This window comes from Pseudomonas sp. LBUM1672, assembly GCF_059695655.1.
This window is the reverse complement of sequence record NZ_CP166781.1, coordinates 4,676,401-4,699,052: the sequence shown is the minus strand read 5'-3', so window position 1 is coordinate 4,699,052 and position 22,652 is coordinate 4,676,401. Positions and strand designations below refer to the sequence as shown.

The window sequence follows — 22,652 nt, the reverse complement described above, 5'->3', positions numbered from 1 at the left end:
GCGAGCCAGGGCTCGAAACCGGATTCCATTCAGGGTGACAGTAATGACTGCAACACCCGTACCGTTCCGGCTGTTCCGGCCTAAAAAAACGGTGCCATCCGCAGGTGCGGTTTGGGCTTTCAAAATCACGCTTGGTTCAACCGGAAACAGCAATAAAGCGCTTGAGTTTCTGGTCTGAAATGTGGTTGGGCTTTTTAAGTCAAAACCCTACATGTAGGGTTTTTTTGGCGCCGTGCTACAAGATAATGCGTTTTGGAGGGTGTTGCAACGTACTACCTGTGGATAAACCTGTGCGTAAATTGTGTGTGAAAGGTGGAACGGGCGTGTAGGCCGCGACCTAGCTGGAGCGGACTGTTTTCCACTGATTTTCAGCGATCGAAAACAGTCATTCGGATTTTTAAGGGCGCGAACCCTATCACAAAAAACCGGGTTGTCCGAACGCATTTGCCGGCTTGTGTTCTCGGCGTTCGGCGTTTATACAATCGGCCTGTGTGTATGCATTCTTATCCTCCCCAATCATTACAAAAAGACGGGTGGATCCTTCCTTATAAGTGTTGTTGGCAAGCAGAGGTCACCGTGGAGCAAGAAGCCTGGCAGGTATTGATTGTGGAGGACGACCAGCGTCTGGCCGAACTGACCCGCGATTACCTGGAAGCCAATGGCCTGCGCGTATCGATCGAGGGCAACGGCGCCCTGGCCGCAGCCCGCATCATTAATGAAAAGCCGGACCTGGTGATCCTCGACCTGATGCTGCCCGGCGAAGACGGCCTGAGCATCTGCCGCAAGGTCCGCGACAAATATGACGGCCCGATCCTGATGCTCACCGCCCGCACCGACGACACCGACCAGATCCTCGGCCTCGACCTGGGCGCCGACGATTACGTGTGCAAACCGGTGCGTCCACGCCTGCTGCTGGCGCGCATCCAGGCCCTGTTGCGCCGCAGCGAAGCCCCTGAAGTGGCCCCGGAAAAACAACGACGCCTGCAGTTCGGCCCGCTGGTGGTGGACAACGCTTTGCGCGAGGCCTGGCTGAATGACAACGGCATCGAACTGACCAGCGCCGAATTTGACCTGCTGTGGCTGCTGGTGGCCAACGCCGGGCGCATCCTGTCCCGGGAAGAGATTTTCACCGCGCTGCGCGGCATCGGCTATGACGGCCAGGACCGCTCCATCGACGTGCGCATCTCGCGCATCCGCCCGAAAATCGGTGACGATCCGGAGCATCCGCGACTGATCAAAACCATCCGCAGCAAGGGTTATCTGTTCGTTCCGGAAGCCTGCACCCTGTGAACTCGATCTTCCTGCGCATCTACGGCGGCATGTGCGCGGCGCTGATTCTGGTCGCGGTGCTCGGCGTACTGGCTTTGCACCTGCTCAATCAGGTGCGCAGCGAACAATATCGCGAGCGCCTGGCCCACGGCACCTTTTCGCTGATGGCCGACAACCTCAATCCGATGAACGAAACCGAGCGCCACCGAGCCTTGCTGGTGTGGGAGCGTTTGCTCGGGATTCCCTTGGCGCTGAAGACCTTTGCCCAGACCGACCTCGACCTGACGCAGCGCACCCGCGTGCTGCGCGGTCAGGCGCTGGTGGAACAGACCGGCCCGCATGCGGCGAAGGTGTATCGACTGGTCAGCGACAGGGAACAGTTGGTGCTCACCGGAGAGGTTCAACAGATCAGCGAGCAACTGGCGCGAGCGACTATCTACCTGCTGGCCGACGAATTGGTGCGCGTGCCGGTGGCCGAGCAGCCCAAGCGCCTGGCGCAACTGAAACAAGATAAGGGCTTCGGTTTCGACTTGCGGCTGGTTACCGTCGACCAGGCGGACATGGACGAAGACCAGAGCCGCCGGATCTCTGAAGGCGACACGGTGATGGCGCTGGGCAAGGGCGGCGACTCGATCCGCGTGTTTGCCGGCATGGTCGGCACGCCGTGGGTTTTGGAAATCGGCCCGCTGTATCAGATGAATCCGTATCCACCGGAATGGCTGGTGCTGATCGCGGCCCTCGGTTTGAGCCTGATCGGTTTGATCGTCTATCTATTGGTGCGACAACTTGAGCGCCGCTTGCGTGGCCTCGAAGCCGCCGCCACGCGCATCGCCAAGGGCAGCCTGGAAACCCGCGTGCCGGCCCGCGGCGCGGACTCGGTGGGACGGCTGGCTTCAGCGTTCAATGGCATGGCCGAGCACTTGCAACAGTTGCTGGCGATCCAGCGTGAACTGGTGCGCGCTGTGTCTCACGAATTGCGCACCCCGGTGGCACGCCTGCGTTTTGGCCTGGAGATGATCGGCTCGGCCACCACGCCGCAGGCGCTGGAGAAATACCGCGAAGGCATGGATCACGACATCGAGGACCTCGACAAGCTCGTCGACGAGATGCTGACCTATGCGCGGCTGGAGCAGGGTTCTCCGGCGCTGAATTTCCAGCGGATCGATCTGGATGCGTTGGTCAATCAGGTGATCGAAGAACTGGCGCCGTTACGCGCTGACGTCACCGTGCAGCGCGGTTTGTGTTTGTCGGCTGCCGATTGCGACGACGCCTGGGTCGAGGCCGAACCGCGCTATTTACACCGGGCTATCCAGAACCTGGTGAGCAACGCCATGCGCCATGCCTCGTCGCGGGTGACCGTCAGTTATCAGGTGGGGCAGCAGCGTTGCCGGGTGGACATCGAAGATGACGGACCGGGCGTGCCGGAGTCGGCGTGGGAGAAAATCTTCACGCCGTTCCTGCGTCTGGATGACAGCCGTACCCGCGCGTCGGGTGGGCATGGGCTGGGGTTGTCGATCGTGCGGCGGATTATCCACTGGCATGACGGGCGAGCGTTGATCAGCAAGAGCAAGAGTCTGGGCGGGGCGTGTTTCAGCCTGAGTTGGCCGCGGAATCAGGAGAGGCGGTGAGATCTCGGTTGTCTGGGCTGGCCTCATCGCGAGCAGGCTCGCTCCCACAGGGGATTTTCGGTGTGACATAGATCCAGTGTGGGAGCGAGCTTGCTCGCGAAGAGGCCCTTGGCAAACGCCAAAAATCTTCAGGCCTTGATACTGACCAGACTCAACAACTGCCCATCCACTACCGCAAACTGCGCATCCAGCTCAGTGCCATTGCGCCACTCACTGGACAGGTCGGTCAGCAATCGCAGCCGCACTTCACCCGTCTCGGTCCATTCCAGCACTTCAGCATGCTCAAAATAAAACCGCTGCCGAACAATCGGATACAGCGCCTTGAACAAACTCTCCTTCACCGAAAACGTCAACGTCACCCACATCGCCAACTGATCACGGGGGCCTGCGGCCATGCGTTGCAACTCCGCCGGGGTGAGGATTTCCCCGGCCAGGCGCTCGGCCCGTTCGGGGTTGAGCAGGTTTTCCAGGTCCATCCCCAACCCGCGCCAGTGGGTCTTATTGGCCACAATCGCCGCAGCCCGGCCGGTGCTGTGGGTGATCGAGCCAGTGATGTGCGCGGGCCACACCGGCGCGCGGTCTTCACCGATGGCCGGGCTGAAACTCAACCCTTCCAACTGCTGCAACGCCGCCCGGGCGCAAACCCGACCGGCCAGAAACTCAGCCTGACGCTTGGCCACCGAACGCTGGATGCTCGCCGGCGGCTCGATGGCGCTGCGCTGGAAATCATCGCTGGCCAGTTGCGAGGTGTCGAAGTGCGTGCTCAACAGCACCGTATCGGGCAGCACAAACGGCAGCGGCCAATGGGCATCGAGCGGGGTGCAGCAGATGGGTAGGGCGGGGACGGGATTCATGGCGGGCATTTTGCCGGGTTGCTCTCAGGCTGGGTAGTGGCAACCGCGTTTGTGGCGAGGGAGCTTGCTCCCGCTCGGCTGCGCAGCAGTCGTAAACCCGGCAATCGCGGTGCCCCTGCTGAAATGCGGTTGCAGGTTTTGGGGCGGCTTCGCCACCCAACGGGGATAAATCCCCTCACCACAAAAGCCCCTAGCCATAGGGGCTACCTTTTCAGCCAAAAATCTTCTTGAAGAACGCCTGCATATCCGCCCAGGACTTTTCATCCGCCGCCTTGCTGTACCCGATATCCGGCCCGCCATGATCGCCATGGCCCAACCGATCCGCATCCGGATTACTGAACCCATGCTTGGCACCCTCCAGGTTGACGAACTGATAGTCAGCCCCGGCCTTGTCCATCTCGGCCTTGAACGCCGCGACGTTATCCGCCGTCACCATGCTGTCCAGTGCCCCGTGCTCCACCAGAATCTTCGCCTTCACACTGCCCGGTGTTGCAGGCGTTTTTGTCGCCAGCGCCCCGTGGAAACTCACCACTCCCGCCAACGGCACACCCTGACGGGCCGCATTCAGCACCACGGCACCACCGAAGCAGTAACCGATGGCGGCGACTTTATCCGGATTGGTCTGTGGCTGTTTCTTCAGCAAATCGAGCCCGGCCTGGAAGCGGGCGCTGGACGCGGCACTGTCCTTCAACGCCGCTTGCATGAAGGCCATGGCGTCCTTGGGATGCTCGGTGTTCTTGCCATCGCCATACATGTCGATGGCCAGCGCGCTGTAACCCAGGCCGGCCAGATCGCGGGCGCGGCGCTTGGTGTAATCGTTGAGGCCCCACCATTCGTGCACCACGACCACGCCCGGACGTTGACCTTTTATAGCGTCGTCGTAAGCGTAATAGCCGATCAACTGGGTGCCGTCGGGGCTCTGATAGGGGATTTCCTGAGTCTTGATCGCGGCTTGGCCGAGCCCGCTCAAGGCCAGTAAGACGAGGGCGAGGAAAACGCGCATGGTCGGATGCTCCTGCATAAAAGTCATTAAAACAGTCGGGTGGAGTTGGTTCAGCTCAGGTTCAGAGTGCGTTCAGGGGGAGTTCAGGGCGGGGTGAGTAACCTTGCCCCGTACCCAAAAAGCAAATAGCGCATGAGGAAATTCCCCAATGACTCACTTCAAAAAACTGCTTCTGGCTTTCACCGTCATGGGCGCGAGCACCGCAGCTTTCGCCTCCAACGATAATTTCGCCAGCCTTACTCTTGGACAGACCAGCGACAAGGTCAAAAAGTCCCACGCCCTGAACGACAACCTCAACCACCCGAACGCCGACGGCGTGATCGGCAAGGACACCACTTGGGGTGTGCGTCTGGGCCAGCAAAACAGCCAGGCTCGTTACTATGCCACTTACGATAACGTGTCGGGCTCGCACAATGGCATTAAACTGCGTCAGGAAAACCTGTTGGGCAGTTACGATCTGTTCTACCCGGTGGGCGGCAGCACCAAATTGTTCGGCGGTGCCACGGCCGGTCTGACCAAAATGACCCAGGAGTCCCCGGGTTTCAGCCGCGACAGCAACATCGGTTACGCCATTGGCGGCCAGGTCGGCGTATTGCAGCAAGTGTCGCAAAACACCTCGGTCGAGATGGGTTACCGTTACCTGCGCAGCAACGCCAGCACCGAGATGAGCGAGCGCGGTGGTAGCAAACAGGGTTCGCTGGACCTGACCAGCAGCGCCCAGACCTACCTGTCGGCCAACTACGCTTTCTGATAAAGGGATGCGCGAATGCCAGATAGTTAAGCGCAATCCCTGTGGGAGCGGGCTTGCCCGCGATAGCGGCGGCACATTCACTATTAATGTGTCAGCCAGATCGCTATCGCGGGCAAGCCGCTCCCACAGGTTCTGCGCTATGACTGAAAGCTGTGCTGCTGGAGAAAACGATTTGCCTAGGAGAGCGTTATGAAACTGCTGGTCGTCGAAGATGAAGCGCTGTTGCGCCATCACCTGCAAACCCGCCTGACGGACAGCGGCCACGTGGTCGAGTCCGTGGCCAACGCCGAAGAGGCGCTGTACCAGACCGAGCAGTTCAACCACGACCTGGCGGTGATCGACCTCGGCCTGCCGGGCATGAGCGGGCTCGACCTGATCCGCCAACTGCGCTCGCGCGGCAAGACCTTCCCGATCCTGATCCTCACCGCGCGCGGAAACTGGCAGGACAAGGTCGAAGGCCTTGCCGCCGGCGCCGACGATTACGTGGTCAAGCCGTTCCAGTTCGAAGAACTCGACGCACGCCTTAATGCCTTGCTGCGCCGCTCCAGCGGCTTCACCCAGTCGACCATCGTCGCCGGGCCGCTGCTGCTGGACCTCAATCGCAAACAGGCGTCCCTCGATGAACAACCGCTGGCGCTGACCGCCTACGAGTACCGAATCCTCGAGTACCTGATGCGCCATCACCAGCAAGTGGTGGCCAAGGACCGCTTGATGGAGCAGCTCTACCCGGACGACGACGAGCGCGATCCGAACGTCATCGAAGTGCTGGTCGGCCGTCTGCGCCGCAAACTCGAAGGCCCGGCAGGTTTCAAACCGATCGACACCGTGCGTGGCCTCGGCTACCTGTTCAATGAGCGCTGCAGTTGATTCGCTCCCTTCGTGTCCGCTTGATGCTTGCCGCCGCCACCCTGGCGGTGTTGTTTATGCTGGCGTTGCTGCCAGCGATGCAGGGCGCGTTCAGCCTGGCGTTGCAGGATTCCATCGAGCAACGCCTGGCGTCGGACGTAAACACGTTGATTTCCGCAGCGCGGATCGAAAACAACGCCCTGCAGATGCCGGCGCAGTTGCCCGATGAGCGCTTCAACCTGACTGACAGCCGCTTGCTCGGCTACATCTATGACCGCGAAGGTCATTTGGTCTGGCGCTCGAAGGCCACCGGCGAAGAGAAGATCAACTACAAACCGCGTTACGACGGACGCGGCAATGAGTTCGCGCGCATTAGCGAGGCCGACGGTCAGGAATTCTTCGTCTACGACGTCGAAGTCAAACTGCTCGGCGGCAAAAGCGCGGCGTTCAGCATCGTCGCCCTGCAACCGGTGCACGAATACGAAGTCACCCTCGAAGGCCTGCGCGAAAACCTCTACCTCGGTTTCGGCGCCGCGTTGCTGGTGCTGCTGGCGTTGCTGTGGATTGGCCTGACCTGGGGTCTGCAAGCCTTGCGGCGGCTCAGTCAGGAACTCGATGAAATCGAAAGCGGTGCCCGCGAAAGCCTCAGCGAACAACACCCGCGCGAGCTGCTGCGCCTGACCGGCTCCCTCAACCGCTTGCTGCACAGCGAACGCGAACAGCGCAGCCGCTACCGCGATTCCCTCGACGACCTGGCCCACAGCCTGAAAACCCCGCTGACCGTGCTGCAAGGTGTCAGCGAAGACATGGCCCAACGCCCGGAAGACCGCGATCAGGCCTGGGTGCTGCAAACCCAGATCGAACGCATGAGCCAGCAGATCGGCTATCAACTGCAACGCGCCAGCCTGCGCAAAAGCGGCTTGGTGCGCCACCAAGTGCGCCTGCAACCGGTGCTGCAAAGCCTGTGCGACACGCTGGACAAGGTCTACCGCGACAAACGCGTGCGCGTCGCTTTCGATTTGCCGGATCAGTGCTACGTGCCGATCGAGCAAGGCGCGCTGTTGGAAATGATGGGCAACCTGCTGGAAAACGCCTATCGGCTGTGCCTGAGCGAAGTGCGCATCAGCGTGCGCGAAACCCTGAGCGGCGTTGAGCTGTGCGTTGAAGATGACGGGCCGGGCGTGCCGCCGGATCAGCGCGCGCGGATTCTGCAAAGGGGCGAGCGGCTGGATCGCCAGCATCCGGGGCAGGGGATCGGGTTGGCGGTGGTGAAGGACATTATCGAGAGCTACAGCGCGAAGCTGACGCTCGGGGATTCGCCGATGGGCGGGGCGGCGTTCCGGATTCATTTTCCGGTGGTTTGACCGAAAGGTTGATTGTGTTCTTTCGGGCCTCATCGCGAGCAGGCTCGCTCCTACAATTGAAGCTGCGGCGTTCGCGAAAAGTGCATGCTCCGCAGATCCCCTGTGTGCGAGCCTGCTGGCGATGAGGCCAGCCCCGACAACGCAAATCTCACAGATTCTCTGCAATAAACAGCGTTGTTTAAAACACATCTCCAGACACTCACTAGCGAGCGTTTGATTTTTTTAGCCGTAACCATTCGTCGCTACTGTCAGATCTGACAGTAGTCAGCTCGCCGTACCAAAGGTTTGATATCGCGAACCCGCGATCACTTAGCGAGCACTGCGCCATGAACAACCCCGCCCCGGCTTCGATCAACACTTTCGCCCTCACGCCTCCGCAGATTCTGCTGAAGACTGACCTGATCTCCCATCCGCAGGCGCATATCGGGCTGTCCATTGTTAATCATTACAAGGATCCGGCGGGTGTGCTGGTGTTGTTCGGGCCCTGGTTTGGGCAGGCTAAGTATGAAACCGTAAAGCTGTACGTGAATGGCAACCCGAACCCGGTAGCCAGTGAAATCGTCATGGATTCCAGTGTTGCGGTGGAGTTGCGCCTGTCGATGGGTTTGCTGGTGGAGGACGTCAACACCTTGCACTGCAAGGTCGAGCGCCCTTCCGGCAACGGCGAGAGTTCGCCGGACCTCAACGTGCTCTATTTCATCTACGCGCCGGGCGGCGATGACCCGATTGTGGGCGGCGGCCACTCGGCGCTGAGCATCAGCGTCAGCCCGACCAGCGTGGATGCCGCGCAGGCGGCGAAGGGGGTGGCCCTGACCTTGAATTGGCCACATAAGCATCTTTATGACCTGGTGACCGTCGATTGCGGTGGCGTCCTGCTGACGCATCGGGTCGAACCGACACCACAGGATCCCGTCCCCGATCTGACGAAGCCGGTCTTTCTTACCCTGTACACCCAGCATTTCGCGCACGACCCGAACAACCCGCAGTTCCTGATCAAGTACAACGTCGTCAGCCAGACGGACAACCTTTCGGGTACGACACACAAGGGGAACTTCGATGCACAGGATCATTGGTCGGTGCCTTTCCCAATTGCCGTTCACCTCGACCGGAAAGAACTGGAGATGCCGATTCTTCAGGAAATCCTCGGCGATAACAGTGACGACCCGACCAAGGTTGATCTGGGCAAGCTGAAGGGGGGGCCATTGTGGGCATTGATCCATTTGATCCAGACAATCTGGCAGGCGGGGGATGAGATTCGCCTGATGTTTACCGCCGTGGTGAATGGCAGTGTGGTTGCCACCCATGAAGCAACGTTGCCGATCACGCAGGTGCCGGGGCAATTCGCTTGGGACATTCCCAATGACAAGGTTATTGCCGACAGTATTGTGAGGGTTCGTTTTGAGCAGATCCGGGGGGGCGAGGTTATTGGTGTTTCCAGCGTGGCTGAAGCGCAGGTGATTGGCAAAGCTGAGCCGACAGTAGTGGTAGAAAATTTTGACAGTCGGGATGATGTCTCAATATATCCAGGACAAAATCTTGAACTTCCTGCTATGACGGTCAGGTACATAAATAACGCGAGGCCCGGATCTACAACCCATATATATTCTATCGGCACCCAGTATCCTGGGCGGATCGAAGGGAAGGTACTATTGTTAGGTGGGCATGGGTCCTCCAAGCATAGAGTGGAGTTTAAAGAGCTGTTGTCTAATCTTACTGTGTGGGTATACACCGCGGTCGGGAATGAGTCGGGAGGAGTCGCAAGTTTTTATACTTTGGATAGAAATGGTATTGAATTGGAGCGCCATGATGTTCCTATACCGAAGTTTTTTCTTCCACCCGTCATCGAGAATGTAGCCTTTTCCAAAGGCGAAATTGCTAGTCTGGAGATTGAAACCAGATTGGTTGCAGGGGGGCATGGTACCAATGTAATAATTGATAATATTAAAATGACTATTTAAATTGATTCTCGCGAAAAAGTGTAAGCGGGTGGGCTTGGAGGAAACGGGCGCAATTATTTATGCGACACGTTCTCCGTCTCGGGGGCTTGTGTGAGCATTAAACGGAGATGTTTAAAACACATCTCCAGACACTTAGAAAAGGCATTTAGAAAAGTGGAAAAGGGGACGCATTTATTTGTTCTTAAAATCAGTTCTCTCGACACAAAAAGCCCCGTATCAACAGAAAAGGGGACGAACAGAAAAGGGGACGTATTTATTTACCGGACATCATCGAGAGCTACAGCGCGAAGCTGACGCTCGGGGATTCGCCGATGGGCGGGGCGGCGTTCCGGATTCATTTTCCGGTGGTTTGAGGGGGAAAGCGAACGACCTACTGTAATGGCCATTCGTCGTAATATGGCCCGGACCTGTTATTTCTGACAGTAGCCAATCTTCCTTCTTCGGTGTCTGATCACCCATTAAAGGCCCCTGCATACGCGGGCTCATCGAGAAGGAAGGTGTCCTATGACGGCCAATGAATCTAACCCCGGCGTGCTGGTTAACGCTCCGGTGAAATTTGCGGGTGCTACACCTGGCGTTATTGTCACGCCTGCACCTCCCGCTGGCGTCCCGGCGGAGGGCCTCCCGCAGTCCAGTTTCACACAGGTGGTCAGAAGGGACGGCAGTCGGGAAGGGGCGATTCAGGCGGTGGTAGATCCACCTCTGGGTGGGGGCTATCTCAACATTGCGCTGTACATGCAGGGGGCCAGTGATCCGCAACCACAGTTGATCGAACGCAAACCGGTGGCCCCGGCCGATCAGAACAACCCCGTGTATTTCAACGTCTTTCAGTCGTTGTTACAGGATGACGGCGTGTATGTTTTCACTTACGAGGTGGAACGCATCAGTGGCAACAGTGGCCCATCAACCGAGTCATGGGCGCTCTACCATCGCGACCTTCCCGGCGGGAACATTTCCGGTACAGGGGCTCATCCTGATCTGCACATCAGCCTGCCGCCTGACCTGGGCAACCCGCCTCAGATCGGCAAGGACGAGGTGGATCGAGGCGTGGCTGTCACGCTGTCTTATCCGAACATGAGAGCCTACGACGAAATCAACCTGGAGCTTAATCGAGTACGTTTCACCTTTACGGTGCAACCCGGTGAAGAGAGTAAGCCATTCGTGATCACCGTCACCCGAAGCATGTTCGAACGGGCCGGTAGTTATCCAGAATTCGCGTTCTCGTACACAGTGAAGGATCAGGTAAACAACACGACTCATAACCGGCGTTGGTCAATCGTTATAAAGGCCGATGTTGATACGGAGCGAGTCACGCTGGAAAAGGCGATCCTTCGAGAAATCCTGAACGACAACACTGACAACCCGAATACTGTCGAGCTTCCCAAGTTAAACGGCGGGCCGTTGTGGGCCTTGATCCATCTGATTGGTAGGATCTGGAACGCGGGGGATGAGATCCATCTGACGTTTACCTCGATGTTGAATGGCAGTCAGGTTGCCATCCATGAAGCAACGTTGCCGATCACACAGGTGCCGGGGCAGTTATCCTGGGATATACCCAATGACAAGGTCATTGCCGACAGTATCGTGAGGGTCAGTTACAAGCAGATCAGGCTCGGCAAGGTTATTGGTACTTCCAAACCGGCCGAGGCGACGGTTATTGGAGAGCTTGTCCGTGATGTACAGATCATTAAAGCTATTCCTGTTGGCGTTAATCCCAGCAATATCGTTGTCAATAAGAGTGGCTCCCAGGTATACGTCAGCAATCACGGTAGCGGAACGGTGTCGGTAATTAACGCCGGAACGTTGGAAGTGGTCGGTACTATCCAAACACCCACTCCGTCGGGTTTAACGGTGAGTCCCGGTGGGGAGCGTTTATATGTATGCAGCACAAGCAGCGACAAATTGTCGATCTTTGATGCCCGCAGTCTCGCAGAGATCAATAGTATTGCCGCAGGGGAATTTCCCTATTATGTCGCACTTAGTAACGATGGAGCGCGCGCTTATGTATGCAGTACCAGCGGAAATGGAAATGTGAACAGTCGCGTCTGGGTTATTGATACCAAGATGATGACGGTTATCGCCAGCATTCTGGTGGGTCAACTTCCCTACTTCCTTGCCCTCAGCCCGAATGTCAATCACATTTATGTTTGCAATCTAGGAAGCGACACTGTATCGGTTATCGACACAGAGAGTCTAAGCGTGATCACGAATATTCCTGTCACGTCTCCTGCGGCAGTCGTTTTTAGTCCAGACGGTTTGCATGCGTACATTGGTAGCCACAATGCTACGGTATCGGTGATTGAGACCAAGACATTGGCACTGGTCAGGCTCATTTCTGTCGAGGGAGTTGTTTCAGGCGTCACAGTTAGCCCGAACGGCAAATGCATTTATGTTTGTATGGCTAATAATCACCTGATTTTAGTCATCGATACCAGTTCTTGGGCAGTGCTACAGAGTATCTCTTCGAACAGTCCAAATGAGGTTGCGGTTACCTCAGATGGGAAGCTCTTATTTACCTGTAATACCAATAACAACACGGTAACGGTCATGGGGTATGTATGAGCATTAAAGAAGTTTATGAATGTCGTGTTGTCTTGCGCCAACGGTCCGAGAAAAAAGCAGGCCCACTGGGCTGGAGACAGCTCCGGTAAATTCATCAGCTTCTTCTCACTTATTATTTCTCCTGACTATTATAAAAGAAAAGGGGACGCATTTATTTATCCAATCCTGGGGATTTTCCAATGAGCGGGGCGGCGTTCTAGATTCATTTTCTGGTGACTGGAGAGCTGTCATCCTTCTTCTTTTCGCAACCACTCGTCGCTACTGTCAGATCTGACAGTAGCCGCTCGTTCACAAGATCGCGTTACATCACTCCAGCCGTTTCTGATTCCGGTTCCGTGAACTCAACGCCCCTGGAGATAGTTCGATGGAAAGCGAACACACAATTGAACTCTTTGCGCTGACACTGCCTTACGCGCCCAATATGGTTGATGTTGTGCCAGCCGATTCAGTGGCGCACGGTGGTGTTTCCATTGGTGATGCCACTGCGGTTGATGGCTTTAGCGTGATTTTGTTTGCGTACGTTGGGCAGGCAGAAAATGACCTGATAACGCTTTACTTGAACGATGAGTTTGCGAGCAAGGTGACCATCGCCAAAGGCAAGGAAGCTGAGAACACAACGTTGACCATTCCCTCCAGACGCTTTCAGAGGGGCCAAAACCAAATTAAATTTGGTGTCAAACGCCCCTCCCAAAATGAAGAGTTCACCAAAGACCTGATTCTGCTCTACCGCAGTTCACCGCCGGGTGACGTTCCGCCGGTATTGGCCATTAACGTCAGCCACGAGAGTATTGGGGCCGATGAGGCGGACGATGTGTCGGTTACCGTGACCTACAAAAACGCGCAGTGGTATGACCGTATTTTTGTCGATTGCAATGGCGTTGTTGTCAGGCATCAACTAGTGCCTGACGTTGAACCTCCTGTCTCCGCTGCACCGCAAACCGTCATTATTCCGATTGCCCGAGAGGTGTTGAAACAAGGCGGGGACGATTCAGATTTTACCTTCAAGTTTCGGGTGGTCGACAACCTGACCAATCCGTCCGGGCCGCCTACCTGGTCGGATATTGTTAATGCGGATGTTCATCTCAATCGCTTAACGTTGGCGATGCCGATACTTCGAGAAATCCTGACCGAAAATAATGACGACCCTGCAACCGTCGACCTCGCCAAGTTGAACGGTAATCCGTTGTCGGCGTTGATTCACCTCGTCGAAACGATCTGGAAGGTGGGGGACTCGATCAAACTGGTATTCACGGCCGAGTTAAATGGCAGTGTCGTTGCAACTCACGAAGAAACATCGCCAATCACGCAAGTACCGGGTCAGTTTGTGTGGAGTATTCCCAACAGCAAGATCATCGCCAATAGCACCGTGACGGTGGTGCATCAATTGGTTCGGGGCGGTACGGTCATTGCAACCTCGCTACCTGCCAAGGCGCAGGTGATTGGTCAAAGCGTTCCGGATGTCGAAGTGACCTTTTCCAACGCCCCCTACAGAGTCGCACCGAGAGGGCGAGTCAAGGACATTAAGTTGATACTGATGCAAGCGGGGCTGCCGATCTCGGGAACCATCAAAGTGGCGCTGCCCGAGGGCACGGTCTTTCCTGATGGAGCAGGAGGAACGCGCGATTTCAAGACGCAATCGGACGGTACGCTCACAATCAGTGGGGTGACAGGTGCAGCCACCTCGGGAACGTTTTCGTTGACGGCGTCCAGTGGCCGCGACACGGAAACTGCGACGCTGATCGTCATGGGGGCCGGCCCCTTGGGGCCGATTACGGTGGGGGGGGACCCGACCGGGATTACGATCAGTCCGGATGGCACGCTTGCCTATGTCACTGGATACAGACTGGTGCAAGTGATCGATACCGGAAGTTCAGCTTTGATTCAGCAGATCTCTGTGCCAACGCAAGACGTGTCTTGGGATATTGCCCCTAGTCGGAACGGAATATTGGCCTTTGCCTGTGATGGATCCAATGCGGTTTCGGTTATTGATACGGATCGTTCCATGTTGATCGCCAGCATTCCTGCGTCGGGCCATCCTATTGGAATAGTGCTAAGCCAAGATGGCTCTTTGGCTTTCGTCAGTACATGGAACGGCAACTCGGTCGTCGTGATCGATACGGTGAACTTAAAAGCTGTCAAAACGATTCCGGTTGGCTCGTATCCCAGAGGTATCGACATCAACCCGCAGGGTAGTGAGGTTTATGTCGGTAATGCCGAAAACATTGGCCAATCAATTTCTGTCATTGACACCCGAACACTGACGGTCAGCAGGACTTTGCCGATGAGGATTTCGCCCTATGGCGTCGCGGTCAGTCCGGATGGCAACCACCTCTATATCTGTGGCGCCTATGAAAGCGGGCAGGGCGTGGTCAAGCAGATCAATGCTCAAACGGGGGCCGAGGTCAGAGAAATTCTTGTCATCGGTTACCCAAGAGGTATTGTCGTAAACCGTGCTGGCACCCAGGCTTATTGCTGTGAAAAAGATATCAACAAGGTGTCGGTGATTGATCTGGTATCGGGGGCGGTCATCAGAACGATTCCCGTTGGGCAGGGGCCTTTGATGATCGCGATAAGCCATGATGACACCCGAGGGTTTGTAACCTGTATCTATGACAAGACTGTGTGGGTGATCTCGCTCTTGCCAGGATCAGGAGGTATGGAAACAGAGAGTTCAGAAGGGCTGGGTGTAACGAATGTTGCCTCAGTGCCCCGCAATCCCATTGCGGGCGACATGCTCGGTCGCTGATGACTTCACGCTCTTGCACGGCATACATCGGGTGACGTTCTGCCCCACTGGGTGTGGGTTTCTGGGCTTCTCGCGAGGAGGCCCGCCCAATCCAGCACCAAGCCTCAAGAATTGAGCAATAAACAGTGCTGTTTAAAAGACATCTCCAGACACTCACTCAGGCTACACATCCTTGCGCCGCTGCCTACGACTACGCCAGAATCCGCCGGCTTGTGCGTCTGGGGCGTGGGTTTTATTGTTTCCGGGTCGCTGACGAATCAGCGATCGGGTTTAGCGATCCGATCCTCTACACAGACGCAAAAGCGCCCAAGTTGTGATTGCAGTTTTCAGTGCCTGCAATTCGCGTAATGGTGGCTGTGCGTGGGAGACCTTCGGGTCTACCCGGGGTTTCTGTGTCCCGGATCGCTAACCTGCGTACAGCCGCCACCTTTACTTGTTTAGCGATAGGTCGTGGCGGCTCAACCAACCACGGAGCTTCACATGTTCAAAATTACGCCCAACCCACCCGAAACCGACGACGTTTCGCCGTACGATTCCACCGACCCCAAAAAACTCAACGAAGGCGCCGACCGCGCCCTCGATTACTACCTCAAACCAGCCATTCCCCAAGACACCCCGCGCAAACCCAGCACCATTTATTTCGTGGCCCCTGATACCGATGACGAAACCCTGCTGGTCAACGCCTGTGAATCCCTGGCATCGGCAAGTGTGATGCTGAGTAATTTCGCGGGGTTGATGGAGGGGCCGCATCGCAACACCGTGTTGGGGATTCAGCAGGTGGTGATGCTTGGGGAGTTGGCGGTGAATCGGATGCTGGATCGGCTTGATCCGCCTTAGTCGTTTGGTCAGGTAGACCGCGTCATCGTTCTTCGCGAGCAAGCCCGCTCCCACAGGGGCTTCGGTGACCACAGAATTTGTGGATACCCGAGATCAAAGGTGGGCTTGCTCGCGAAGGGGCCAGTCAGTTCAACCGAAAATTCAATTCTCTTGCGCGCGATAGGCCCCCGGCGTCAGCCCCGTCCACTTCTTGAACGCCCGGTGAAACGCCGAAGGCTCGGAAAACCCCAGCTGCTCGGCAATCTGTTGCAACGACAGATCCGCCCGCCCCAGGTGATAAATCGCAATGTCCCGGCGCAACTGATCCTTCAACTCCTGGAAACTCGACCCTTCTTCACGCAAGTGTCGGCGCAAGGTCTGCGGGCTGATGTGCAGGTGAGCGGCGACGGCCTCAAGATCCGGCCAGCGTGAACTGTCGCGACTGAGCAAGCGGCGTAACTGGCTGCTCAAACTGTCGCCATCATCCGGGCGCGAGAGCAGGTCGGCGGGGGAGTGTTGGAGGAAATGCTTGAGGGTGCGTTCGTCCTGCAACAACGGCATGTTCAGGTAGCGGCTGTGAAACAGCAGGCTGCTCTGCGCCGAGGAAAACACCATGGGGCAGGGGAACAGCAGGTCGTATTCGGCACCGTGCTCGGGCCTTGGGTAGCTGAACGTCGCCTGCTCCAGCCGAATGCGCTGGCCGATCAGCCAGCTGCCGAGGCGATGCCACACCATCAACTGGCTTTCGGTGAGGAAATGGTCCGGGTCGTGGAATTTCGAATCATCGAGACTCAGACGGATCATTTCGTCCTCGCGGGTCAGAGTCAGGCTCGGACCGTCGGGGAACAGGCTATAGAACAACAGGCCGCGATGCAGGGCCTTATCGAGGTTGCGGCAGTGGATCACGGCGTGGCACATCATCGCGAAGGTGCCGGTTTTACTCGGCGTCGGTCCGAAGCCCAGGTACTCGTCGTCGAGGGCCAGCCACAAACCCTGGATCAATCGCGTGAACTGCTCCGGCGCAATCCGCGCGCGCGGCTCTTCGAGCAATTCGGGGCTGATCCCCAATTGCTGCAACAGCTCTGAATAGTCATAACCCAACCGGCGCGCGCCACCAAGGACGGCACGGGCGAAATGACTGGCGATGGTGCGTTCACGCATAGCAGGCAGGTCCGACCCATTGATCGACGGATGGTAGCTGTCGCTCCTGATGATGAACAGGCGGATATCCGCCAAATTGTAGGACGAGGTCGGATCGATGGGCGGAAATCCGCCACATTGCTATTGCCGGTCAGTGGCAGGTTGAACCTGTAACCCTTGATGTCATAAGGCTTGCAGGCATTTTTTGAAACGTGGCACGGGCCTTGCGATACAGCAAGCAGATGCCTGCCGTTGTGCAGCTCGACAAAACAAATCCCTCCAGTGCAGGAGGGTTCGCAATTGAAGTGTCTTGGGCAACAGATGGATGTTGTCACGGGGCACTCTTGAGGAACTTTGCAATGACGACTCGTCAGCCACTGTACAAATCCCTGTATTTCCAGGTGATCGTTGCAATTGCCATCGGCATCCTGCTTGGTCACTTCTACCCGCAGACCGGTGTGGCCCTCAAGCCACTGGGTGACGGGTTCATCAAACTGATCAAAATGGTCATCGCGCCGATCATTTTCTGTACGGTCGTCAGCGGTATCGCCGGCATGCAGAACATGAAGTCGGTCGGCAAGACCGGCGGTTATGCGCTGCTGTACTTCGAAATCGTTTCCACCATTGCCTTGCTGATCGGTCTGGTCGTGGTCAACGTTGTGCAACCGGGCGCCGGCATGCACATCGACGTGACGACGCTGGATACCAGCAAAATCGCTGGTTTCATTTCGGCCGGTAAAGACCAGAGCATCGTTGCCTTTATCCTCAATGTGATCCCGAACACCATCGTCGGTGCGTTCGCCAACGGCGATATCCTGCAAGTGCTGATGTTCTCGGTGATCTTCGGTTTCGCCCTGCATCGACTGGGTGCCTACGGCAAGCCGGTTCTGGACTTCATCGATCGCTTTGCCCACGTGATGTTCAACATCATCAACATGATCATGAAGCTCGCCCCGGTTGGTGCCTTTGGTGCCATGGCCTTCACCATTGGTGCTTACGGTGTAGGCTCGCTGGTGCAACTGGGTCAGTTGATGATCTGCTTCTACATCACCTGCATCCTGTTCGTGCTCGTGGTACTGGGCGGCATCTGCCGCGCGCACGGCTTCAGCGTAATCAAATTGATTCGCTACATCCGTGAAGAACTGCTGATCGTACTGGGCACTTCCTCTTCGGAATCCGCGCTGCCGCGCATGCTGATCAAGATGGAACGCCTGGGCGCGCAGAAATCCGTTGTCGGTCTGGTGATCCCGACGGGTTATTCGTTCAACCTCGACGGTACTTCGATCTACCTGACCATGGCCGCAGTGTTCATCGCTCAGGCGACCGACACCCAAATGGACATCACCCACCAGATCACTCTGTTGCTGGTGCTGTTGTTGTCCTCCAAAGGTGCTGCGGGCGTAACCGGCAGTGGTTTCATCGTGCTGGCCGCTACCCTGTCTGCCGTGGGTCACCTGCCGGTTGCCGGCCTGGCGCTGATCCTGGGTATCGACCGCTTCATGTCTGAAGCCCGCGCGCTGACCAACCTTGTTGGTAACGCTGTTGCGACCCTGGTCGTGGCCAAGTGGGTGAAAGAGCTGGATGAAGACAAGCTGCAAGTCGAGCTGGCTTCCGGTGGTCGCGGTATCTCCGACACTCGTGAAGAAGACGACCTGGGCGTGGCCGAAGGCCCAACCCCAAGCAACGTCAAGTAAGACTGGCTGTCATGAAAAACCCGCTTCGGCGGGTTTTTTCATGCCCGGGATTTGAGCGTAACGGTCACAGCTGCTGACACTTCAGGTGATTGCTGCAATGCCATTGCCTGCCTAGGCTGGAGACATCGTTCACGGAGATCGCTCATGCCCGGTCCACTGGCATCACTCAAGGTTCTGGATTTCTCGACACTGCTGCCGGGGCCGTTTGCCTCGTTGCTGCTGGCGGACATGGGCGCAGAAGTCTTGCGCATCGAATCACCGACTCGCATGGATCTGCTGCGGGTGTTGCCGCCGCACGATCACGGGGTCTCGGCGAGTCACGCCTACCTCAATCGCAACAAGCGCAGCCTGGCGCTGGACCTCAAGCAGCCTGAGGCACTGGAGGTGATCAAGCAGTTGCTGGTGGACCATGACATTGTGCTGGAGCAGTTTCGCCCCGGGGTGATGGAACGCCTGGGCCTGGGTTATGAAGCCTTGAAGGCCATCAATCCGAAGCTGATCTACGTGTCGATTACCGGCTACGGCCAGACCGGCCCCTACAAGGATCGCGCCGGCCACGACATCAACTACCTGGCGCTGGCGGGGCTGGCCAGCTACACGGGCCGTACCGAAAGCGGGCCGCTGCCGTTGGGCATGCAGGTGGCGGATATCGCCGGTGGCTCGCTGCACGGCGTGATCGGGTTGCTGGCGGCGGTGATCGCCCGGCAGCACAGCGGGGTGGGGCAGCATCTGGATGTGAGCATGACCGACTGCGCCTTCAGCCTCAACGCCATGGCCGGCGCCGGGTACCTGGCCTGTGGCGTGGAGCCGGGCCGGGAAGACCAGATGCTCAATGGTGGCAGTTTCTACGACTATTACCGTTCGCGGGATGGGCGCTGGCTGTCGGTAGGCAGCCTGGAACCGGTGTTCATGAAGCGACTGTGTACGGCGCTGGGGCTGGAGGAGTTGGCGGCTCTGGGCTTGTCACCTCAACCAGCCCAGCAGAAGAAGCTCAAAGAGGCGCTGAAAACGGAATTTGAAAAGCACGACTATTCGGACTTGTGCGCGCTGTTTGCCGAACTCGATGCCTGTGTCGAACCGGTGCTGAGTCTGGGTGAGGCGGTGCGGCATCCGCAGTTGAGGGCTCGGGAGTTGGTGACCGAGGTGCCGCGGGGGGATGGTTCGACTCAGGCGCAGATGGCCTGCCCGTTGAAGTTTTCCGAGGGGTTGCCGGCGCCACGGCATATTGGTGCGGTGTTGGGGCAGCATACGGATCAGGTGTTGGGGGAGTTGGGGTTTGACGCAGAGCGGATTGCCGGGTTGCGGCGTGCCAAAGTGGTTCTCTAGTGCCTGTCAGGCCGCCATCGCCAGCAGGCTGGCTCCCACAATGGATCTGTGGCGTATCGATGATCCCCTGTGGGACCCAGCCTGCTGGCGAAGAGGTCGGCCCAAACACTACAAATCCAACTATTCGACCCGCATCTCCCCACTGAACACCAGCGTGCTCCGGCACCGCCGGCACAAATACCGCCGCCCTTGCCGCACCAGGCCATGGCGCTGCGCCGAAAACGGGAAATCGCTGTCGACGCACGGGCATTTGTAGATGTAGCGGGTCACGCTGCGGCGTTTGACGTCGTAGGTGTGGCAGCGGTTGGGCGGCAGTTCGTACACGCCGCGCATGATCAATTGCCACTCTTCACCGTGCGGCTGAATGCGGTCGCCAAACAGTTGATGGGCGATCAGGTGCGCCACTTCATGGGCCACTGTCTGCTTGAGGAAGTCTTCAGTGTTTTCCCGGTACAGCTGCGGATTGAAGCGCAGCAGGTTCTCGTGCAAATGCGCGACACCGGCTTTTTGACCGCGCAGCTTGAGGCTCACCACGGGGCGTTTGAAAGGTCGTTTGAAAAAGGATTCGGCTAGTTGGTAACAGTCTTCGACGCGGGTATTGAGTTGCTCGGGCATGCTTGATGGATCTCCAGAGACGTCGAGTATGCCGCAACGCCGGGGCCTTGCGAATCGCCGAGGCGCCGAATGGTCGTTACTCCTTACATTAGAAGGCCGCCTTGCGGCGGCCTGTGTTGGCAGATCTTGTTTTTGGGTGATGTGTTGCTAATTGGTATAGACCGGCCCCACGCCGAGTCCCCAGACAATCACTGTAAACGCCATGATGGCGACCAGCACCACCAGGCCTACGGCAAGTACCGAACTGGAAAACAGGAAGCCCTCGTCTGATGGAATGTTCATGAAAGTGGGTAGCCCTACATACAGCAAGTACACCGTGTAGCAGATGGCCGCCGTCCCGACGATCATCCCCAGCCACATGTGTGGGTACAGCGCCGCCAGACCGCCGATGAACAGCGGGGTCGCGGTGTAGGTCGCAAATGCAACGCAGCGGGCCAGACTTGGATTGGCGTCATAGGTACGGGCCATCCAGTGGATGAATGCGCCCATGACCGCGACGCCGCCGAGCATCGCCAGGTACGACATGATCGTCATCCATAGCGCGCTTTCCTGGGTCAGCATGACCGGCGCTCGGTTGCCGATCACCCAGCCGACCTGGGTGGTGCCGATAAACGCCGACACGGCGGGGATCGCCGCCAGAATCAGCGTGTGAGTCAGGTACATGTGGCTGATGCTTTCCTCTTGGTCGCCACGGATTTCTTTCCATTCCTGGTCGGGGTGGGTGAAGAGCCCCACTACGTGATGGATCATGCCAGTCACTCCTCTTGTTTTTACCGTCGCCCCCCAGTGGAGCGCCTACAGGCCAAAGTGGCCAAGTAAGTAATAGGTCTGAATATGTATGCGACCTTATGTCGCAGTATAGAAAGGTCTTAACGACGCAGGTTGCAGGGCGTTAGAGCAAATTGCGCTGTAAACACTGCTGTTAATCGCCGCAGGATCTTGCGTAACCATTGTGGCGAGGGAGCTTGCTCCCGTTCGGCTGCGCAGCAGTCGCAAAAAACGGTCGATGGGGGTTGCCTGACACAATGGGACAGGATGGTTTTGGGGCCGCTGCGCGACCCAGCGGGAGCAAGCTCCCTCGCCACAGGGGTATGCTCAGCTCAGATAAAGTGCCGTCGCCAGGTACTTCGCCGACGATGGGTTTTTGCGTAAAATGCCGGCCTTTCGTCACACCTCACGGATTTCGCGTCATGGGCACTCTCACGGTCAACCAGAACAAACTGCAAAAGCGCCTTCGCCGCCAGGCGGGTGAGGCTGTTGCCGATTTCAACATGATTGAAGACGGCGACAAGGTCATGGTCTGCCTGTCCGGTGGCAAGGACAGCTACACCATGCTCGACGTGCTCTTGCACCTGCAGAAGGTCGCTCCGATCAAGTTCGAGATCGTGGCCGTGAACATGGACCAGAAGCAGCCAGGCTTCCCTGAGCACGTGCTGCCGGCCTACCTCAAAGAGCTGGGCATCGAGTACCACATCGTCGAGAAAGACACTTACTCGGTGGTCAAGGAGTTGATTCCGGAAGGCAAGACCACCTGCTCGCTGTGCTCGCGCCTGCGTCGCGGCACGCTCTACACCTTTGCCGACGAAATCGGCGCGACCAAAATGGCCCTCGGTCATCACCGCGACGACATCGTCGAGACGTTCTTCCTCAACATGTTCTTCAACGGTTCACTCAAGGCCATGCCGCCAAAACTGCGCGCCGACGATGGCCGCAACGTGGTGATCCGCCCGCTGGCCTACTGCAACGAGAAAGACATCCAGGCTTACTCGGACTTCAAGCAATTCCCGATCATTCCGTGCAACCTCTGCGGCTCCCAGGAAAACCTGCAGCGTCAGGTGGTCAAGGACATGCTGCTAGAGTGGGAACGCAAGACCCCGGGCCGCACCGAAAGCATTTTCCGCAGCCTGCAGAACGTGCAACCGTCGCAACTGGCGGACCGCAACCTGTTCGACTTCACCAGCCTCAAGATCGACGAAACGGCGGCTTCGCGCTTCGTCAACGTGGTCAACCTCTAAACATAATCACTGTGGGAGCCAGCCTGCTGGCGATGGCGGTGGGTCAGACAAATCATTGTTGACTG

Annotated in this window: 17 protein-coding genes; 12 read left to right on the top strand and 5 right to left on the bottom strand. The window is 57.5% G+C overall.

The window, feature by feature from the left end; genetic code table 11:
- Positions 1-576 precede the first annotated feature (576 nt).
- Complete coding sequence (locus ACA053_RS21400) at positions 577-1,290, top strand: response regulator (protein ID WP_109633978.1); 714 nt, start codon at positions 577-579, stop codon at positions 1,288-1,290.
- Entirely contained in the window at positions 1,287-2,897 is a 1,611-nt protein-coding gene (locus ACA053_RS21395; RefSeq protein ID WP_497313055.1) for an ATP-binding protein, read from the top strand. The genes ACA053_RS21400 and ACA053_RS21395 overlap by 4 nt, the downstream gene beginning before the upstream one ends.
- A 128-nt stretch (positions 2,898-3,025) precedes the next feature.
- On the opposite strand, the gene ACA053_RS21390 is transcribed toward ACA053_RS21395, so the two are convergent.
- Both ACA053_RS21390 and ACA053_RS21385 read right to left on the bottom strand, forming a co-directional pair.
- Complete coding sequence (locus ACA053_RS21390; RefSeq protein ID WP_218277766.1) at positions 3,026-3,751, bottom strand: 4'-phosphopantetheinyl transferase family protein; 726 nt, start codon at positions 3,749-3,751, stop codon at positions 3,026-3,028.
- 211 nt (positions 3,752-3,962) lie between these two features.
- Positions 3,963-4,754 carry a dienelactone hydrolase family protein gene (locus ACA053_RS21385; RefSeq protein WP_497393618.1) on the bottom strand — a complete coding sequence of 264 codons (792 nt, stop codon included), beginning with the start codon at positions 4,752-4,754 and terminating at the stop codon, positions 3,963-3,965.
- 148 nt (positions 4,755-4,902) lie between these two features.
- Here ACA053_RS21385 and ACA053_RS21380 point away from each other — a divergent pair, with 148 nt between their 5' ends.
- The 7 genes from ACA053_RS21380 to ACA053_RS21350 all read left to right on the top strand — a co-directional run bounded on the left by ACA053_RS21380 (position 4,903) and on the right by ACA053_RS21350 (position 15,818).
- Positions 4,903-5,505, top strand: a complete 603-nt coding sequence (locus ACA053_RS21380; protein ID WP_497313051.1) for a hypothetical protein — start codon at positions 4,903-4,905, stop codon at positions 5,503-5,505.
- A 189-nt stretch (positions 5,506-5,694) separates the two neighbouring features.
- Complete coding sequence (locus tag ACA053_RS21375; protein WP_109633969.1) at positions 5,695-6,372, top strand: response regulator transcription factor; 678 nt, start codon at positions 5,695-5,697, stop codon at positions 6,370-6,372.
- Entirely contained in the window at positions 6,369-7,715 is a 1,347-nt protein-coding gene (locus ACA053_RS21370) for an ATP-binding protein (protein ID WP_109633967.1), read from the top strand. Before ACA053_RS21375 ends, ACA053_RS21370 begins: the two co-directional genes overlap by 4 nt.
- A 326-nt stretch (positions 7,716-8,041) precedes the next feature.
- Positions 8,042-9,673, top strand: coding sequence for a hypothetical protein (locus ACA053_RS21365; RefSeq protein WP_497393617.1), 1,632 nt, complete (start codon positions 8,042-8,044; stop codon positions 9,671-9,673).
- Between the two features lie 504 nt (positions 9,674-10,177).
- Positions 10,178-12,235 (top strand): beta-propeller fold lactonase family protein, encoded by a 2,058-nt coding sequence (locus ACA053_RS21360; protein ID WP_497393616.1) that lies wholly within the window; start codon positions 10,178-10,180, stop codon positions 12,233-12,235.
- A 364-nt stretch (positions 12,236-12,599) separates the two neighbouring features.
- Positions 12,600-14,981, top strand: coding sequence for a YncE family protein (locus tag ACA053_RS21355; protein ID WP_497393615.1), 2,382 nt, complete (start codon positions 12,600-12,602; stop codon positions 14,979-14,981).
- A 480-nt stretch (positions 14,982-15,461) separates the two neighbouring features.
- Positions 15,462-15,818, top strand: a complete 357-nt coding sequence (locus ACA053_RS21350; protein ID WP_497393613.1) for a DUF6124 family protein — start codon at positions 15,462-15,464, stop codon at positions 15,816-15,818.
- 141 nt (positions 15,819-15,959) lie between these two features.
- Here the strand turns inward: ACA053_RS21350 and ACA053_RS21345 are convergent, their stop codons facing one another.
- Positions 15,960-16,958 (bottom strand): AraC family transcriptional regulator, encoded by a 999-nt coding sequence (locus ACA053_RS21345; RefSeq protein WP_109633963.1) that lies wholly within the window; start codon positions 16,956-16,958, stop codon positions 15,960-15,962.
- A gap of 338 nt (positions 16,959-17,296) precedes the next feature.
- Between ACA053_RS21345 and ACA053_RS21340 the strand changes: the two genes are divergently transcribed.
- Both ACA053_RS21340 and ACA053_RS21335 read left to right on the top strand, forming a co-directional pair.
- A complete protein-coding gene (locus ACA053_RS21340; protein WP_109633962.1) occupies positions 17,297-18,631 on the top strand; it encodes a dicarboxylate/amino acid:cation symporter in 1,335 nt (444 codons plus the stop codon).
- A gap of 144 nt (positions 18,632-18,775) precedes the next feature.
- The gene (locus tag ACA053_RS21335; protein WP_497393612.1) at positions 18,776-19,957 is read left to right on the top strand and encodes a CaiB/BaiF CoA transferase family protein; all 1,182 of its coding nucleotides are present in this window, start codon (positions 18,776-18,778) and stop codon (positions 19,955-19,957) included.
- A gap of 120 nt (positions 19,958-20,077) precedes the next feature.
- Here the strand turns inward: ACA053_RS21335 and ACA053_RS21330 are convergent, their stop codons facing one another.
- Both ACA053_RS21330 and ACA053_RS21325 read right to left on the bottom strand, forming a co-directional pair.
- Complete coding sequence (locus tag ACA053_RS21330; RefSeq protein WP_046046499.1) at positions 20,078-20,572, bottom strand: SprT family zinc-dependent metalloprotease; 495 nt, start codon at positions 20,570-20,572, stop codon at positions 20,078-20,080.
- A 147-nt stretch (positions 20,573-20,719) separates the two neighbouring features.
- Positions 20,720-21,322 carry a Yip1 family protein gene (locus ACA053_RS21325; protein WP_010457124.1) on the bottom strand — a complete coding sequence of 201 codons (603 nt, stop codon included), beginning with the start codon at positions 21,320-21,322 and terminating at the stop codon, positions 20,720-20,722.
- A gap of 440 nt (positions 21,323-21,762) precedes the next feature.
- On the opposite strand from ACA053_RS21325, the gene ttcA reads away from it, so the two are divergent.
- Positions 21,763-22,587 (top strand): tRNA 2-thiocytidine(32) synthetase TtcA, encoded by an 825-nt coding sequence (ttcA, locus tag ACA053_RS21320; RefSeq protein ID WP_497393611.1) that lies wholly within the window; start codon positions 21,763-21,765, stop codon positions 22,585-22,587.
- Positions 22,588-22,652: the final 65 nt, after the last annotated feature.